At 67.4% G+C, this 14,713-nt stretch carries 18 protein-coding genes; 11 read left to right on the top strand and 7 right to left on the bottom strand.

From position 1 onward, the window contains the following. Window positions 1-45: 45 nt before the first annotated feature. Window positions 46-1,671 carry an acyl-CoA synthetase gene (locus AC1DVA_RS13570; protein WP_476806228.1) on the bottom strand — a complete coding sequence of 542 codons (1,626 nt, stop codon included), beginning with the start codon at window positions 1,669-1,671 and terminating at the stop codon, window positions 46-48. A 125-nt stretch (window positions 1,672-1,796) separates the two neighbouring features. Here AC1DVA_RS13570 and AC1DVA_RS13565 point away from each other — a divergent pair, with 125 nt between their 5' ends. The 3 genes from AC1DVA_RS13565 (at window position 1,797) to AC1DVA_RS13555 (ending at window position 4,993) form a co-directional block, all read left to right on the top strand. Continuing rightward, complete coding sequence (locus tag AC1DVA_RS13565) at window positions 1,797-2,702, top strand: beta-keto acid cleavage family enzyme (protein WP_476806184.1); 906 nt, start codon at window positions 1,797-1,799, stop codon at window positions 2,700-2,702. 48 nt (window positions 2,703-2,750) lie between these two features. Beyond that, window positions 2,751-3,503, top strand: a complete 753-nt coding sequence (locus AC1DVA_RS13560) for a bestrophin-like domain (RefSeq protein WP_476806183.1) — start codon at window positions 2,751-2,753, stop codon at window positions 3,501-3,503. Window positions 3,504-3,625: 122 nt separating this feature from the next. Beyond that, window positions 3,626-4,993, top strand: coding sequence for an ABC1 kinase family protein (locus AC1DVA_RS13555; RefSeq protein ID WP_476806182.1), 1,368 nt, complete (start codon window positions 3,626-3,628; stop codon window positions 4,991-4,993). A gap of 5 nt (window positions 4,994-4,998) precedes the next feature. Here AC1DVA_RS13555 and AC1DVA_RS13550 read toward each other — a convergent pair whose 3' ends face one another. Further along, entirely contained in the window at window positions 4,999-5,211 is a 213-nt protein-coding gene (locus AC1DVA_RS13550; RefSeq protein ID WP_476806181.1) for a hypothetical protein, read from the bottom strand. A gap of 277 nt (window positions 5,212-5,488) precedes the next feature. On the opposite strand from AC1DVA_RS13550, the gene AC1DVA_RS13545 reads away from it, so the two are divergent. The 5 genes from AC1DVA_RS13545 to AC1DVA_RS13525 all read left to right on the top strand — a co-directional run bounded on the left by AC1DVA_RS13545 (window position 5,489) and on the right by AC1DVA_RS13525 (window position 9,770). Then, on the top strand, window positions 5,489-5,773 hold the full coding sequence (locus AC1DVA_RS13545; protein ID WP_265049960.1) for an aa3-type cytochrome c oxidase subunit IV: 285 nt from the start codon (window positions 5,489-5,491) through the stop codon (window positions 5,771-5,773). Between the two features lie 36 nt (window positions 5,774-5,809). Then, entirely contained in the window at window positions 5,810-6,949 is a 1,140-nt protein-coding gene (locus AC1DVA_RS13540) for a Re/Si-specific NAD(P)(+) transhydrogenase subunit alpha (protein ID WP_476806180.1), read from the top strand. 17 nt (window positions 6,950-6,966) lie between these two features. After that, window positions 6,967-7,401: an NAD(P) transhydrogenase subunit alpha part 2 gene (locus AC1DVA_RS13535; RefSeq protein WP_265049958.1), complete on the top strand. Its 435-nt coding sequence runs from the start codon at window positions 6,967-6,969 to the stop codon at window positions 7,399-7,401. 3 nt (window positions 7,402-7,404) lie between these two features. Next, entirely contained in the window at window positions 7,405-8,811 is a 1,407-nt protein-coding gene (locus AC1DVA_RS13530; protein WP_476806179.1) for an NAD(P)(+) transhydrogenase (Re/Si-specific) subunit beta, read from the top strand. 77 nt (window positions 8,812-8,888) lie between these two features. Beyond that, complete coding sequence (locus AC1DVA_RS13525) at window positions 8,889-9,770, top strand: alpha/beta hydrolase (protein WP_476806178.1); 882 nt, start codon at window positions 8,889-8,891, stop codon at window positions 9,768-9,770. 21 nt (window positions 9,771-9,791) lie between these two features. On the opposite strand, the gene AC1DVA_RS13520 is transcribed toward AC1DVA_RS13525, so the two are convergent. The 5 genes from AC1DVA_RS13520 to AC1DVA_RS13500 all read right to left on the bottom strand — a co-directional run bounded on the left by AC1DVA_RS13520 (window position 9,792) and on the right by AC1DVA_RS13500 (window position 13,323). Next, window positions 9,792-10,643, bottom strand: coding sequence for a tetratricopeptide repeat protein (locus tag AC1DVA_RS13520; protein WP_265049955.1), 852 nt, complete (start codon window positions 10,641-10,643; stop codon window positions 9,792-9,794). Between the two features lie 243 nt (window positions 10,644-10,886). Next, a complete protein-coding gene (gene rpsU, locus AC1DVA_RS13515; protein ID WP_038359685.1) occupies window positions 10,887-11,120 on the bottom strand; it encodes a 30S ribosomal protein S21 in 234 nt (77 codons plus the stop codon). A 284-nt stretch (window positions 11,121-11,404) separates the two neighbouring features. After that, window positions 11,405-12,505, bottom strand: a complete 1,101-nt coding sequence (locus AC1DVA_RS13510; RefSeq protein WP_476806177.1) for a 5-(carboxyamino)imidazole ribonucleotide synthase — start codon at window positions 12,503-12,505, stop codon at window positions 11,405-11,407. After that, window positions 12,502-13,002, bottom strand: coding sequence for a 5-(carboxyamino)imidazole ribonucleotide mutase (purE, locus tag AC1DVA_RS13505; protein WP_476806176.1), 501 nt, complete (start codon window positions 13,000-13,002; stop codon window positions 12,502-12,504). The genes AC1DVA_RS13510 and purE overlap by 4 nt, the downstream gene beginning before the upstream one ends. A 102-nt stretch (window positions 13,003-13,104) precedes the next feature. Beyond that, window positions 13,105-13,323 (bottom strand): YdcH family protein, encoded by a 219-nt coding sequence (locus AC1DVA_RS13500; protein ID WP_055728071.1) that lies wholly within the window; start codon window positions 13,321-13,323, stop codon window positions 13,105-13,107. Window positions 13,324-13,552: 229 nt separating this feature from the next. Here AC1DVA_RS13500 and AC1DVA_RS13495 point away from each other — a divergent pair, with 229 nt between their 5' ends. The 3 genes from AC1DVA_RS13495 to AC1DVA_RS13485 all read left to right on the top strand — a co-directional run bounded on the left by AC1DVA_RS13495 (window position 13,553) and on the right by AC1DVA_RS13485 (window position 14,706). Continuing rightward, on the top strand, window positions 13,553-13,741 hold the full coding sequence (locus AC1DVA_RS13495) for a YdcH family protein (RefSeq protein WP_265049952.1): 189 nt from the start codon (window positions 13,553-13,555) through the stop codon (window positions 13,739-13,741). A gap of 169 nt (window positions 13,742-13,910) precedes the next feature. Then, window positions 13,911-14,171 (top strand): GlsB/YeaQ/YmgE family stress response membrane protein, encoded by a 261-nt coding sequence (locus tag AC1DVA_RS13490; protein ID WP_265049951.1) that lies wholly within the window; start codon window positions 13,911-13,913, stop codon window positions 14,169-14,171. A gap of 37 nt (window positions 14,172-14,208) precedes the next feature. Continuing rightward, the gene (locus AC1DVA_RS13485; RefSeq protein WP_265049950.1) at window positions 14,209-14,706 is read left to right on the top strand and encodes a YidB family protein; all 498 of its coding nucleotides are present in this window, start codon (window positions 14,209-14,211) and stop codon (window positions 14,704-14,706) included. Window positions 14,707-14,713: the final 7 nt, after the last annotated feature.

The raw sequence follows: 14,713 nt of genomic DNA, 5'->3' as shown, positions 1-14,713 counted from the left end.
GTCCGCCAGAGATGCTCGGGTCAAGTCCGAGCATGACGAGAGGTTTCAGCCGCCCCGCTGCTTCTCGATCTCCCGATTCCGCAAATCCTTGCGCATGATCTTGCCTGTGGCGGTAAGCGGCAGCTCCGTCACGAACTCGACCTCGCGCGGATACTGGTAGGCCGCCAGCCGGTCGCGCACGAAGGCCTGGATCTCGGCTGCCAGCGCCGCGGAGGGATCGATGCCCGGCTTCGGCAACACGAAGGCCTTGACGATCTCGGTGCGGACGGGATCGGGCACGCCGACGACCGCCACCATCAGCACGGCGGGGTGGCGGATGATGCAATCCTCGATATCGCCCGGGCCGATGCGGTAGGAGCCCGAGGAGATGATGTCGTCGTCGCGGCCCTGGAACCAGAAATAGCCCTCATCGTCGCGCGACCCGGTATCGCCGGTGACCAGCCAGTCGCCGATGAATTTCGCCGCGGTGGCGTCGGGCTGGTTCCAGTATTCCAGCATCATTACCGGGTCCGGCCTGTTGACCGCGATCAGCCCCGGCTCGCCGGGCGGCAACTCACGCCCCTCGGGCGAGATCACCGCCACGCGGTGGCCGGGCACGGCGTGGCCCATCGAGCCCGGCTTTACCGGAAACAGGCTGGCGCAATTGGCGACGAGGAGGTTCGCCTCGGTCTGGCCGTAGAATTCGTTGACCGGGAAACCGAAGGTCTCGCGGCTCCAGTCGAGCATGTCGGCGCCGAGCGTCTCGCCGCCGGTGCCGATCGAGCGCATGGAATAGCCGAAGCGCTGGGGATTGCCGACCTGCCGCATCAGTTTGAGGGCTGTCGGCGGCAGGAAGGCGTTGCGGACCTTGTGGCGCGCCATCAGCGCGAAGGCAGCCTCGGGATCGAATTTGCGGGCGCGGGAGGCGAGCACCGGCACGCCGCAATAGAGGCTCGGCAGCAGCACATCGAGCAGTCCGCCGATCCAGGCCCAGTCGGCGGGTGTCCAGAACAGGTCGCCGGCCTGCGGGAAGAACTCCTGCGGCATCTGCACGCCCGGCAGATGGCCGAGCAGGACGCGATGGGCATGGAGCGCGCCCTTCGGCTTACCGGTGGTCCCGGAGGTATAGATGATCACGGCCGGGTCGTCGGCGCGGGTGTCGGCGGCGGTGAAGCTGTCGGAAGCCTTCGCCATCTCCGCCTCGAAATCGAGATGGCCGGCGCCGCCGACGACGAAGATCTTGCGCAGGTTCGGCAGCGCATCGCGGATTGCCTCGACCTTGCCGATGTTCTCGGCATCGGTGACGAGGACGCTGGCGCCGCTATGGCCGAGCCGGTGCTCCAGCGCCTCCGGGCCGAACTGGATGAAGAGCGGCAGGGCGATGGCGCCGCGCTTGTAGGTGCCGAGATGGGCGATCGCGGTCTGCGGCGATTGCGGCAGCAGAATGCCGACGCGCTCGCCCGGTCCGATTCCGTGAGCGCTGAGCAGATTGGCGAAGCGGTTCGAGGCACGGGCAAGGTCGTCGAAGGACAGCGTCGCGACCTTGCCGTCGCCCTCCTCGAAGATCAGGGCCGGACGGCCGGTGCCGTCGGCATGGGCATCCGAGCAGGCGGTGCCGATGTTGAAGCGCTCCGGGATGCGCCAGGCGAAGCGGCGCAGCGTGTCTTCATAAGTCGTGCCACGCTCCAACACGGGTCCGCTCCAGTCGCTTTCATGCATTCCTGCCGATCCTGCCCAGCCTGTGGGCAGGCTGACAAGCCCGGCGGACGCGGCTTACGGTCTGCGGAAAGCCGCATAAGCTGATCGAGGAAATGCCTGTGACCAAGCCGATCTGGATCGAAGCCGCGATCAACGGGCCCTGGGGCAAAGAGCGCCAGCCCGGTATTCCAATCAGCATTCCCGATATCGTCGCCGACGGCATCGCGGCGGTCGAGGCCGGTGCTGCGATCGTGCATCTGCACGTCTACGATGTCGCGACGGGCCGCCAGCGCGACGACTGGGAGCTCTATGCGCAGGCGATCGAGGGCATTCGCGCCAAGGTCGACGCGATCGTCTATCCGACGATCCCGATCCTCGGTTCCGGCTATGCCGGCGACATGATCGGCTCGGGCCGGTACACCCATCTCGAGGAACTCGCGAAGCGCGGCCTCGTCGAATGGGGCGTGCTCGATCCCGGCTCGTGCAACTGGACGACCTTCGCCGGCATCCCGCAGGGAGAGCCGGGCTTCATCTATCAGAACCCCGGCGAGCATATCCGCGAGGGCATGGAGGTGGCCGAGCGTCACAAGGTCCATCCGAGCTATGCGATCTACGAGCCCGGCTTCACGCGGCTGGGGGCCGCACTGGCCAGGGCCTATCCAGGCATGCCCACGCCGATCTACCGGCTGATGTTCTCCGACGCCTTCGCCTGGGGCTTTCCGCCGCGCGAATGGGCGCTGGAGGCGCATCTCAAGCTGCTGGCCGAGGATGCTCCCGAAGCCCCGGTGATGATCGCCGGGCTCGGCGTCGATCTATCCGAGCTGATCGCGCCCGCCGTCGCGCGCGGGGTCCATGTTCGCGGCGGGCTGGAGGATGCGCCCTTCGGCTGCACCAAGACCAATGCAGCCTTGATCGCCGAGACGGTCCGCAAGGTCGAGGCTGCCGGAGGGCGGGCCGCCAGCGTGGCCGAGGTGCGGGCGGATCTCGCGGGACGCCGGCCGGCGGTGGACGCAACGTCAAGCTGACGATATCTTGCCGGCTTGCCCGACAGGGCGAGAGGCATCAGGCGCGCAATGAGCCCCATCGCCATCGGCTGCATCGCCTTTCTCTGCGTGTTCGGCGCGGCGCTCGCAGGGATGGTGCTGCGCTCGCGCCTGCCCGACCACCATCTGGCTCCCGAATCCAGGGATGCGATCAAGCTGGCGACGGCGATCATCGGGACGCTTTCCGCGCTGGCGCTCGGGCTCCTCATCGCTTCGGCGAAGCGATCCTTCGACGATGCCGGCCTGGAGAGGCGGACGTCTGCGGCGCGCGTGCTCCTGCTCGATCGCGTCATGGCGCATTACGGGCCGGAAGCGCAGCCGATGCGCCTGGCGCTTCGCAAGGCACTCGAAGCGAGGCTGAGCGCCGAACGGGATGACGGCGTCCACGATGTCCCGCTAGCCGAGGGCTTCGACGTCGAAGCCATTCAGGATGGGCTGCGCGGCCTGATGCCGACGACCGAAGCGCAGCGCCTGCTTCAGTCCCGTGCGCTGCAGGTCAGCGGCGACATCGCCGAAGCGAGATGGGTGCGGACCGAAACGGAAGTGGGCGGGTTTCCCACCCCGTTTCTCGCGGTGCTGATCCTGTGGTTCACCTTGCTCTTCGCCTCCTTCGGTATCCTCGCGCCGAGCAACGGGACGGTCGTGTTCACGCTGCTCGTCTGCGCCCTGTCCGTCAGCGTCGCCCTGGTCCTCATCATCGACATGGATCATCCCTATCTCGGCTTCATCCGTGTCTCCGACGCCCCTTTCAGGACGGCGCTCGAACGGTTGGGGCGGCCGTGACGCGGACCCATGCGCCGGGGCGCATTCGGCCCGCGGCATGACCGGCGAGGCGACGGGCCGCACTGGCATCCCCCGCGCGACGGCTTACATCAGGTGAAGCCCGATCCCGCGAAAGCGAGCCGATGTCCGACCGCGATACCGAAGCCAACCGCTTTTCTGCCCGTGCCGCGCGCTATGCCCGCGTCGGGGCCAATGTCGGTGGGGTGGCGGCGCGGATCGCCGGCGCCCGGCTCTTCGGCGTCGAGGGACGCGATGCCTCCAATGCCCAGGCCTTGGCGAAGGCGCTCGGCGGGCTGAAGGGGCCGATCATGAAGGTGGCCCAGCTCGTCGCCACCATTCCCGATGTCGTGCCGCCCGAATATGCCACCGAATTGCAGAAGCTGCAGTCGCAGGCGCCGCCGATGGGCGCGGCCTTCGTCAAGCGCCGGATGATGGCGGAGCTCGGCGCGGGCTGGCGCGAGCGTTTCGGCGAGTTCGATCTCAAGCCGGCGGCGGCGGCCTCGCTCGGGCAGGTGCATCGCGCGACGACGACCGAAGGCGCCCCGCTCGCCTGCAAGCTGCAATATCCTGACATGGAATCGGCCGTCGAAGCCGATATCGCCCAGCTCGAGGTGCTGTTCGCATTGCATCGGCGCATGGGCGCGGTGATCGATACGACCGAGATCGCCAAGGAGATCGGCGCCCGCGTCCGCGAGGAGCTCGACTACCGCCGCGAGGCCAAGCACATCGCGCTCTACCAGACCATCCTCGCCGACACGGCGCAGGTGCGCGTGCCGGCTGTCGAGGCGGGGCTCTCGACCGGGCGGTTGCTCACCATGCACTGGCTCGACGGCAGCCCGATCCTCTCGCACAAGCAGGATGGGCAGGAGGCGCGCGACCGGATCTCGACCGCGATGTTCAAGGCCTGGTGGCGGCCCTTCAGCCATCACGGCGTCATCCATGGCGACCCGCATCTCGGGAACTACACGGTGTTTTCGGAGGCCGGCGAGCCTGATGGCATCAACCTGCTCGACTATGGCTGCATCCGCATCTTCCCGCCCTCCTTCGTCGGCGGGGTGGTCGATCTCTATCGCGGCCTGCGCGACGGCGAGGATGCGCGCGTCGTCCATGCCTACGAGACCTGGGGCTTCAAGGGGCTGACCAAGGATCTCGTCGACACGCTGAACATCTGGGCACGCTTCATCTACGGGCCGTTGCTGGAGGACCGGACACGGCGCATCGCGGAAGGCGTCAGCCCGGCCGAATACGGCCGCAAGCAGGCCTTCCAGGTGCACCAGGCGCTGAAGCGGCGCGGGCCGGTGACGGTGCCGCGCGAGTTCGTCTTCATGGACCGCGCCGCGATCGGGCTCGGCGGCGTCTTCCTTCATCTCGACGCGGAACTGAATTTCCACCGGCTGTTCGAGACGGAGATCGACGGCTTCTCATTGGAGCGGGTGGCCGAGCGGCAGAGCACGGCGCTGGCAGGCGCAGGGCTGAAGGCGCAGGCCTGAGCTGCTCAATCGCCCCCGCCGCAATCCCCTTCGCCGAAATCGCCGCTTCCGCCATCGCCTCCGGTTGGACGGGCGTCGCTGCGCCAGGCGGCGATCTCCTCGTCGTCGCGCTTGGTCTGCTCTCGCGCTTCGGCAAACCAGCGCCTGGCTTTCTCCTGCAGGGCGGGATCGAGCGCGAAGGGATCATCGCCATCGGTATTCTTGCGCGGATCGTCCACGGAAAGCGCCTCCACTCGATTGCAAGAATTTAACCGAATCCGGGAGCATCGTCCCGGCCTTTGCCGAAATGCCGTTAATGGCGGCCAAGGGCGGCGATGACATACCGTCAGGTTCCGTACGATTAAATCGATTGAAATGGCGAATGGCCGCCGGTATTGCATAGGTGCCGGGTTGGCGAGCGATGCATTTCGCTGGCGCGCGGCGCTGCCGCGTTGCCCGTGCGTCGCGGGTGCGCTACAGGCGTAAAGAGACTGTGTCTTTTTCAGGATCGAGACCATGGCCGACCACGCCCAACATGCCGACATCCCCGCGATGGACTATAACGAGCATGAGCGGACCTATACGGGCTTCGTGCACTTCGCCGAGGTCGGCACCGTCGCCTGCCTCGCGATCGTCGCGGCGCTTGCGGTCGGCGGCACCAAGCATGCCTGGGGCACGGCGCTGATCGGCACGCTGCTCGCCGTGGTCGGCACGGGCGTCGGCATCGCCGCTCCCTCGATTTCCTGGCGTGCACCGCTCGTCGCGCTGGTGCTGATGCTGCTCGCGCTCCTGCTGCTCTGACCGTCTTCCCATAACGCCGGAAAGGCCTGCCCCACCATGCGCATTGCTGTCCCAGCCGAAACGCAAGGGGCGGAAACCCGCGTCGCCGCGACGCCGGAGACCGTCCGCAAGTTCAAGGGCCTCGGCGCCGAGGTCGTGATCCAGACGGGAGCCGGCATTGCTTCCGGCATCGTCGACGCGGAATACGAGGCGGCCGGTGCGACGATCGCGAAGACCGCGGCCAAGGCGCTCGCCGGCGCGGACATCGTGCTGAAGGTGCGCCGTCCGGGCGAGGGCGAGATCGCCGGCTTGCCGGCGGGCGCGCTCGTCATCGCCGTGATGGACCCCTATGGCAGCGAGGTGCAGGTCGAGGCGCTGGCCAAGGCCAATGTCGCCGCCTTCGCCATGGAATTCATGCCGCGCATCACCCGCGCGCAGGTGATGGACGTGCTGTCCTCGCAGGCCAATCTCGCCGGCTATCGCGCCGTGATCGACGGCGCCGCCGAATATGGCCGGGCGCTGCCGATGATGATGACGGCGGCGGGCACGGTGCCGGCCGCGCGCATCTTCATCATGGGCGTCGGCGTCGCCGGCCTGCAGGCGATCGCAACCGCGCGCCGCCTCGGCGCCATCGTGACGGCGACCGACGTGCGCCCCGCCACCAAGGAGCAGGTCGAATCGCTCGGCGCCAAGTTCCTCGCCGTCGAGGACGAGGAGTTCAAGCAGGCGCAGACGGCCGGCGGCTACGCCAAGGAAATGTCCAAGGAATACCAGGCGAAGCAGGCGGAATTGACCGCCAGCCACATCGCCAAGCAGGACATCGTCATCACCACCGCGCTGATCCCCGGCCGGCCCGCGCCGAAGCTGATTTCGACCGCGATGGTCGAGAGCATGAAGCCGGGCTCCGTGATCGTCGACCTCGCGGTCGAGCGCGGGGGCAATTGCGAGCTGGCGAAGCCCGGCGAGGTCGTCACGACCCCGAACGGCGTCAAGATCGTCGGCCATCTCAACGTGCCCGGCCGCCTGCCGGCGACCTCGTCCTCGCTCTACGCCAAGAACCTCTATGCCTTCGTCGAGACGCTGATCGACAAGGCCGAGAAGAAGCTCGCGGTGAACTGGGACGACGAGCTGGTGAAGGCCACCGCCCTGACGAAGGACGGCGCCGTCATCCATCCGAATTTCGCGCCGAAGGCCTGAGCGAAGGAATTCCGAACATGGCAAATCCGACCACCGAACAGGCTCTCGAACAGGCCCGCAACGCGGCCACGCTCGCCAGGCAGGCGGCCGAGCTCGCCGAGCGCTATGCCGACCAGGCTGCCGCCGCCGCCAGCATCGCCACCGGCGGCGTCGACCCGACGGTCTATCGCCTCGCGATCTTCGTGCTCGCCGTCTTCGTCGGCTACTATGTCGTCTGGTCGGTGACGCCGGCCCTTCACACGCCGCTGATGTCGGTCACCAACGCGATCTCCTCGGTCATCGTCGTCGGCGCGCTGCTCGCCGTCGGCGTCGAGACCTTGCCGGCGCTCGGCGACGGGCCGATCTGGGCCAAGGTCTTCGGTTTCCTGGCGCTGATCCTCGCCTCGGTGAACATCTTCGGCGGCTTCCTCGTCACCGAGCGCATGCTCGCGATGTACAAGAAGAAGGGCTGACGCATGGCCGCGAACCTCTCAGCCCTGCTCTACGTCGTTTCGGGCGTCCTGTTCATCATGGCCCTGCGGGGCCTGTCGCATCCGACGACCTCGCGACAGGGCAACCGCTACGGCATGATCGGCATGGCGATCGCCATCGTCACGACCGTGCTGTTCTTCCCGCCCTCCGGCTTCTCCGGCTGGCTGCTGGTCATCCTCGGCATCGCCATCGGCGGCGGCGTCGGCGCCTATATGGCCAAGCGCGTGCAGATGACGCAGATGCCGCAGCTCGTCGCCTTCTTCCACTCGCTCGTCGGCCTTGCCGCCGTGCTGGTGGCGGCGGCGGCGCTCTATGCGCCGGAAGCCTTCGGCATCGGCCATACCGGCTCGATCAAGGGCGCGAGCCTGTTCGAGATGGCGCTCGGCGTCGCCATCGGCGCGATCACCTTCACCGGCTCGATCATCGCCTTCCTCAAGCTCGACGGGCGCATGAGCGGCAAGCCGATCATGCTGCCGCAGCGCCACGGCATCAATATCGGGCTCGGCATCGCGCTCATCGTGCTGCTGGCGATCTTCATCAAGTCGGAGAGCCATGCGGTCTTCTGGCTGATCGTCGCGGTCTCGCTGGCCCTCGGCATCCTGCTGATCATCCCGATCGGCGGCGCGGACATGCCCGTCGTCGTCTCGATGCTCAACTCCTATTCGGGTTGGGCCGCGGCCGGCATCGGCTTCACGCTCGGCAACATGGCGCTGATCATCACCGGCGCGCTGGTCGGCTCGTCTGGTGCGATCCTGTCCTACATCATGTGCAAGGCGATGAACCGGAGCTTCATCTCCGTCATCCTCGGCGGCTTCGGCGGCGACGATGCCGCGGCGGGCGCCGGCGGTGCGGTCGAGGCTCGGCCCGTCAAGCAGGGCTCGGCCGACGATGCCGCCTACATCATGAAGAACGCCGGCAAGGTCATCATCGTGCCGGGTTACGGCATGGCGGTGGCCCAGGCGCAGCATACGCTGCGCGAGATGGCCGACCTGCTGAAGAAGGAAGGCGTCGAGGTGAAGTACGCCATCCATCCGGTGGCGGGCCGCATGCCCGGCCACATGAACGTGCTGCTGGCGGAAGCCAACGTGCCCTATGACGAGGTCTTCGAGCTCGAGGACATCAACTCGGAATTCGGCCAGGCCGACGTCGCCTTCGTCATCGGCGCCAACGACGTCACCAACCCGGCCGCCAAGACCGACAAGGCATCGCCGATTTACGGCATGCCGATCCTCGACGTCGAGAAGGCCAAAACCGTGCTCTTCATCAAGCGCGGCATGGCGGCCGGCTATGCCGGCGTCGAGAACGAGCTGTTCTTCCGGCCCAACACGATGATGCTGTTCGGCGACGCCAAGAAGGTCACCGACGACATCGTCAAGGCGATGGCTCACTAAACACGCCAGCCGTCATCGGATTGCTGCAAAGGGCCGGCTTGATCGCCGGCCCTTTCGCTTTCCGGGCATGCCCCCGCATGATTCTGCGCCTTTTGAAGCTGCTGCTCGTCTTCGGCGTCGCCGGCTATCTGGCCATGCTCGGCATGCTCTATCTGCGCCAGCGCGAGCTGATGTATCCGCGTGATCCGGCCAGGGCCGATATCGCGACCGCGGGCCTCGTCGCGGCGGAGGAGGCGAGCATCGCGACCGCCGATGGCGAGCGGCTCGTCGCCTGGGTTGTGCCGCCGCGCGCCGACAAGCCCGTCCTGCTCTATTTCCATGGCAATGCCGGCAATCTCGGGCGGGCAGGCCGGGCGGGGCGGTTCCGCGCGCTGACGGAAGACGGGACGGGGCTCTTCGCGGTGAGCTATCGCGGCTATGGCGGCTCGACCGGCAGCCCGAGCGAGGAGGGGCTGCTGCAGGATGCCCGCGCCGCCTATGGCGCCGCTGCCGAGCGCTTCGGCACCGGGCGGCTGGTCGGCTACGGCGAATCGCTCGGGACCGGCGTGGTGCTGAAGCTGGCAGCAGAAGTGCCGCTGCGGGCGGTGGTGCTGGAAGCACCGTATCTCTCGACCGTCTCCGTCGCGCAGGCCATCTACCCTTACGTGCCGGTGGGACTGCTGATGAAGGACAAGTTCCGCTCGGACGAGATCATCGGGCGGGTCAAGGTGCCGCTGCTCGTGATGCATGGCGAGCGCGACCAGGTCATCCCCTTCGCCCAGGGGCAGGCGCTTTATGAGCTGGCCAACACGCCCAAGCGCTTCCTGCGCTTTCCGGCCGGCCGGCACGAGGATTTGCCGCGCTACGGCTCGGTCGCCGAGGTGCGGCGTTTCCTCGCGGATGTCGCCGCGGGCGGCCCGGCCGGAGCCGAAACCCGCACGGTGGGCGCGCAGGCGGCCAAGGCCGGCGCGTCACCCTGAAGAAGCCCGAAGAGTGGCTCCTCAGCTCCGGAAGAAGCCGCCGCCGCCACCCATCCGGGAGGCGCCGGCCCGCGCCTGGGCGTTGTTGCCGTCGAGGCCCAGCGCGCGCTGATAGGCTTCGGAGGCCTCGGTCTTCTTGCCGAGCTTCTCGAAGGCGAAGCCGCGGCCGGCCCAGGCGTCGGCGTTGCGGTTGTCGACATTGAGCGCGGCCGTGAAATCCTCGAGCGCGGCGTCGTACTTGCCGAGCGCGTTCAGGCTCTGGCCGCGCGCGATATAGGGCGGGGCGGTGTAGGGATTGCGGTCGATCACCGAATCGAAATCGGTGACGGCATGCTGATGCTGGCCTTCCTTCTGGTAGACCAGCCCGCGGGCATGGAAGGCCTCGGCCGCTTCCGGGTTGAGGCGAATCGCGGTGTTGAGGTCGGCGATGGCCTGCTGGCTGTTGCCCTGCTGGCGCAGCAGGTTGGCGCGGGCGACATAGGCCGGCGCATAATTGGCATTGGCCGTGGTGGCGCGGTTGAAATCGGCCAGCGCGGCGTCGGTGCGGCCGCTCTGGCGCAGCGCGAGACCGCGATTCGTGTAGGCCGAAGCCAGGTTCGGGTCGATCTGGACCGCCTTGGTGAAGTCCGAAATCGCGTCCGAGAAGCGGCCGACTCGGGCATAGGCCGCCCCGCGGGTGTTATAGGCGCCGGGGTCGTTCTGGTTACGGTTGATGACCTCGGTCAACGAGCCGATGTTGACGTTGGCATCGGCGGTGTCGCGTGTGTCGAGCTCGGCGACGGCGGGCTGCGAGGATAAATTCGAGACGGTGTCGCACCCTGCGAGCGCGACCGCCATGCCGGCTGCTGCCAGCCAATACCTGCCTCGGATCATGCTCTGCCTCTTTTGGTTCAGTGCTTCGCCTGCCGCTTGCCCCCTTGCGGGAGGCTGATCCGGCCCGAGGGCCGGCCGCGGCGTCTCTGCGCTCCCCAACCGACAGCGCCTCACGGGAAAGAACGACTCAAACCCGCCAAAACTTGGTTAACGCCGCCGAAAAGCAAGAGCGCCCGGAGCGGGCTCCAGGCGCAGATCGCTATCGGCCCTTTCCAAGGCGGCCCGAAGGCCGTCCGGAACGGATCAGGGGCGCTTCGGCTTGACCGGCGCAGGCAGGAGGCCTTCGCGCTGCAGCTTCTTGCGAACCAGCTTGCGGGCGCGGCGGACGGCCTCGGCCTTCTCGCGCGCCTTCTTCTCGGACGGCTTCTCGTAGTGGCCGCGGAGCTTCATCTCGCGGAAGATACCTTCGCGCTGCATCTTTTTCTTGAGAGCGCGGAGAGCCTGGTCGACATTGTTGTCGCGAACGAGAACCTGCACGTGAAACGTCCGTCCTTAGCGGGTTGAGTCAATAATCAGCGCCGACGATGGCGCAGGGCACATCGCTCGAAGGTTCGTGCGGATACCAGAATTCATTTCGCCTGTCCACGGCATGGAGCCGTGAAAATGGCGGTTTTTACTGGGGCTTTCCCTCGTTCCGATAGAACCGTGGCGTCATTCTCGCGCGGAGCGAAGCGCAGACCCGAGAAACTCCGGCAGGACAAGGCTTGGGAGCCTCTTCCGGCACCAGATGCACGGGGCAAGCCCGAGCGTGACGGCGATGCCTATTCCGGCATGACCCGCGTGACATGGCCCATCTTGCGGCCGGGGCGGGCATCGCGCTTGCCGTAGAGGTGGAGATGGGCGCCGGACTCGGCCAGGATCTCGCGCCACTGCAGCGCGGCGTCGCCGATCAGGTTTTCCATCTCGATCCGGCCGCGCCGGGTGGTAGCGCCGAGCGGGAAGCCGCAGACGGCGCGGACATGCTGGTGGAACTGCGAGGTCAGCGCGCCCTCGCTGGTCCAATGCCCGGAATTGTGGACGCGCGGGGCGATCTCGTTGACGACGATCCGCTCGCCCTTGCCGACCTGCGCTTCCAGCACGAACAGCTCGACGGTGAAGACGCCGACATAGCCCAGCGCCTCGCTGATGCGGCGCGCCGCTTCGATCGCCGCATCGGAGGCCGGGGCGGAGAGATTCGCCGGCACATGGGTGAAGGCGAGGATATGGTCGCGATGTTCGTTCTCGCAGACGTCGAAGGCGGCGAAGGCGCCGTCGATGCCGCGGGCGGCGACGACCGAGACCTCGCGGACGAAGGGCACGAAGCCTTCGAGGATCGCGGGGAAGCGGCCGATCGCCTCATGCGCCTCGGCGAGATCGCTGCCGGGCGCGATCTTGACCTGTCCCTTGCCGTCATAGCCGAAGCGCCGGGTCTTCAGCACCGAAGGGCGGCCGAGCTCGGCGACGGCGACTTCGAGGTCGGCGAGCGAATCGACCGCGCGGAAGGGTGCCACGGGCAGGCCAAGCCCGGCGACGAAGCTCTTCTCGCTGAAACGGTCCTGCGTCACTGCGAGAGCGCGCGCGCCGGGATGCAGCGGGGCACGCCCGGCGAGGAAGGCCGCGGTCGCTGCCGGGACGTTCTCGAATTCATAGGTCACGACATCGACGGCACCCGCGAAGGCGGCGAGCGCGGCCTCGTCCTCGTAGTCGGCGATGGTGTGACGGGCGGCGACGTCGAAGGCCGGGCTGTCGGCTTCGGGCGCGAAGACATGGCAGCGGATGCCGAGATCGGCCGCCGCCAGCGCGATCATGCGGGCGAGCTGGCCGCCGCCGAGGATGCCGAGCACGGCGCCCGGCGCAAGGCCGGTGGGGACGGGCGGGCTCATGCCTCGTCCCGGTTGGGCCGCTCGGCGATGCCTGCGCTCTGGCGGGCGCGATAGGCGTCCAGCCGCTCCGCCAGCCCCGCATCCGAAAGGGCGAGCACGGCTGCGGCGAGCAGGGCCGCGTTGACGGCACCGGCCCGGCCGATGGCGAGCGTGCCGACCGGGATGCCAGCCGGCATCTGCACGATGGAGAGCAGGCTGTCCTGCCCCGAAAGGGCCTTGGATTCGACCGGGACGCCGAAGACCGGCAGTGGCGTCAGCGATGCCGCCATACCGGGAAGGTGCGCGGCCCCGCCGGCGCCGGCGATCACCACCTTGAAGCCCTCGGCCCTGGCGCCCTTGGCAAAGGCGAACAGGCGCTCGGGCGTGCGATGGGCCGAGACGATGCGGGCGTCATAGGGGATGGCGAGCGCGTCGAGCGTCTCGGCGGCGTGGCGCATCGTCGCCCAGTCGGACTGACTGCCCATGATGATGGCGACGGGTGGGCTGGTCTCGGCCATGAGATGCGCTCGGGCTCCGCTTACGGAAGCGCGCGATCTAGACCGTCCAGGGCCCGTGAAGCAAGGGCGAATCGGGCACAGCGCCGCCGGAAAGGCGCAGCGTCACGCGATGATGTCGGGAGTCAGCGCATCCTCGATCTGGGCGATGCGGTCCTTCAGGTAGAGCTTGCGCTTCTTCAGCCGCTGCACCTGGATCTGGTTGATCGAGCCGACCCGCTCCAGCGCATCGATGGCACTGTCGAGATCGCGATGTTCCTCCCGCAGCCGCGCCAGCTCCGCGGTGAAGGTCTCGACCTCTTCAGGGCTGAGCTCGAATCCCATGGCCATCTCATCATCGCCGTTATTGGGCGTGACTATGCCTTTGCCGCTGCGCGCCCCGCAAGGGCATCCGCCGTCGCGCAAGGGCCGGAAGGTCGTCCTATTCACGACTTTCCGGGAATGAGCCGGAGAGGATCAAAGAAACTCATGAATGCCGTGTGACATCACAGGGCAGACGCGAAGCCGGCTCTATGCCAGATTGAGACGTCAACCGCTGATCAGGAGGATCCAGATGTCGTTGCAAACCCGTCTTGCGGAACTCGAGCGCAAGCATCGCCAGCTCGAAGATACGATCGCCCAGGCTATGGCGAGCCCGTCCTCGAGCGATCTCAGCGTGGCCGAGTTGAAGCGGAAGAAATTGCAACTGAAGGATGAGATCGAACGCGTAAGGCAGACGATGCCATCGCGAACCTTGCATTGAAGCGAAGCGGGCGCTCAACCCGTTACTGATTCGAGATGCGGACGAGCCGGCCCCGAAAGGGGCCGGTTTTTTATTGTCCGCGCCGATGGGCAGATGCCGTCGGGGCCGAACGGAACTTTGTCGCATGGCCGTGGGTTGATGTGCCGCGCTTCAGCAAGGGAGGGATAGCATGGGCATTATCTGGACCATCATCATCGGCTTCGTCGCCGGTGTCGTCGCGAAGTTCATCATGCCGGGCTCGAACGAGCCGTCCGGCTTCATCCTGACGACGATCCTGGGCATCATCGGGGCCTTCGTCGCGACCTATCTCGGCCAGTCACTCGGTTGGTACGCTCCCGGTCAGGGGGCGGGGCTGATCGGCGCCGTCGTCGGTGCCATTGTCGTGCTGGTCGTCTGGGCGGCCATTTCCGGCCGCAATCGCACTGTCTGATCCAGGTATCCTTTGCACGAGAGAAGGAGTGATCGCCGTGAGTGACGACAACAGCAGCAGCGGTTTTCCGTCGCTGACAGCCCTGCTCGGGCTTCTCGCCGTCGCGGGTTACCAGAACCGCGACAAGATCTCCGAGTGGCTCGGCAGCCGGGGCCAGCCGGAGCCGGGACAGATTCCTGCGCCCCAGCCGGGACAGGCGCAGTCTGTGCCTCAGGAGGGTGGCGGCCTGCTCGGCAGCCTCGGCGGATTGCTGGGGGCGGGCGGCGTCGGCGCCGTGCTGAACAACGGCCTCGGCGAGCTCGTCGACCGCTTCAACCAGTCGGGGCAGGGCGAGAAGGCCGATTCCTGGGTGCGGCAGGGCCCGAACGAGGAGGTCGCGCCGACCGATCTGGAGCAGGCGCTCGGGCCGCAGGTCATCGATGCGATCGCCCGTCAGACCGGGTTGTCGCGCGAGGATCTGCTGGCGCGGCTGTCGAAGGTGCTGCCCGAGGCGGTGGACAACTACACGCCGGACGGACGCCTGAACCGCGCCTGACGGCGAA

The organism is Allobosea sp. P4_C6 (assembly GCF_056402015.1).
Note: the sequence above shows the minus strand (reverse complement) of the source record. Positions and strands in the feature narration are given on the sequence as shown.

Excerpts from the sequence above, each read along its gene's own strand:
- AC1DVA_RS13520 (WP_265049955.1), bottom strand. The coding sequence starts at position 10,643 with ATGATCCGAGGCAGGTATTGGCTGGCAGCAGCCGGCATGGCGGTCGCG.
- AC1DVA_RS13530 (WP_476806179.1), top strand. The coding sequence starts at position 7,405 with ATGGCCGCGAACCTCTCAGCCCTGCTCTACGTCGTTTCGGGCGTCCTG.
- AC1DVA_RS13535 (WP_265049958.1), top strand. The coding sequence starts at position 6,967 with ATGGCAAATCCGACCACCGAACAGGCTCTCGAACAGGCCCGCAACGCG.
- AC1DVA_RS13500 (WP_055728071.1), bottom strand. The coding sequence starts at position 13,323 with ATGGGATTCGAGCTCAGCCCTGAAGAGGTCGAGACCTTCACCGCGGAG.
- AC1DVA_RS13555 (WP_476806182.1), top strand. The coding sequence starts at position 3,626 with ATGTCCGACCGCGATACCGAAGCCAACCGCTTTTCTGCCCGTGCCGCG.
- AC1DVA_RS13525 (WP_476806178.1), top strand. The coding sequence starts at position 8,889 with ATGATTCTGCGCCTTTTGAAGCTGCTGCTCGTCTTCGGCGTCGCCGGC.
- AC1DVA_RS13490 (WP_265049951.1), top strand. The coding sequence starts at position 13,911 with ATGGGCATTATCTGGACCATCATCATCGGCTTCGTCGCCGGTGTCGTC.
- AC1DVA_RS13560 (WP_476806183.1), top strand. The coding sequence starts at position 2,751 with ATGAGCCCCATCGCCATCGGCTGCATCGCCTTTCTCTGCGTGTTCGGC.
- AC1DVA_RS13540 (WP_476806180.1), top strand. The coding sequence starts at position 5,810 with ATGCGCATTGCTGTCCCAGCCGAAACGCAAGGGGCGGAAACCCGCGTC.
- AC1DVA_RS13545 (WP_265049960.1), top strand. The coding sequence starts at position 5,489 with ATGGCCGACCACGCCCAACATGCCGACATCCCCGCGATGGACTATAAC.
- purE (WP_476806176.1), bottom strand. The coding sequence starts at position 13,002 with ATGGCCGAGACCAGCCCACCCGTCGCCATCATCATGGGCAGTCAGTCC.
- AC1DVA_RS13495 (WP_265049952.1), top strand. The coding sequence starts at position 13,553 with ATGTCGTTGCAAACCCGTCTTGCGGAACTCGAGCGCAAGCATCGCCAG.
- AC1DVA_RS13510 (WP_476806177.1), bottom strand. The coding sequence starts at position 12,505 with ATGAGCCCGCCCGTCCCCACCGGCCTTGCGCCGGGCGCCGTGCTCGGC.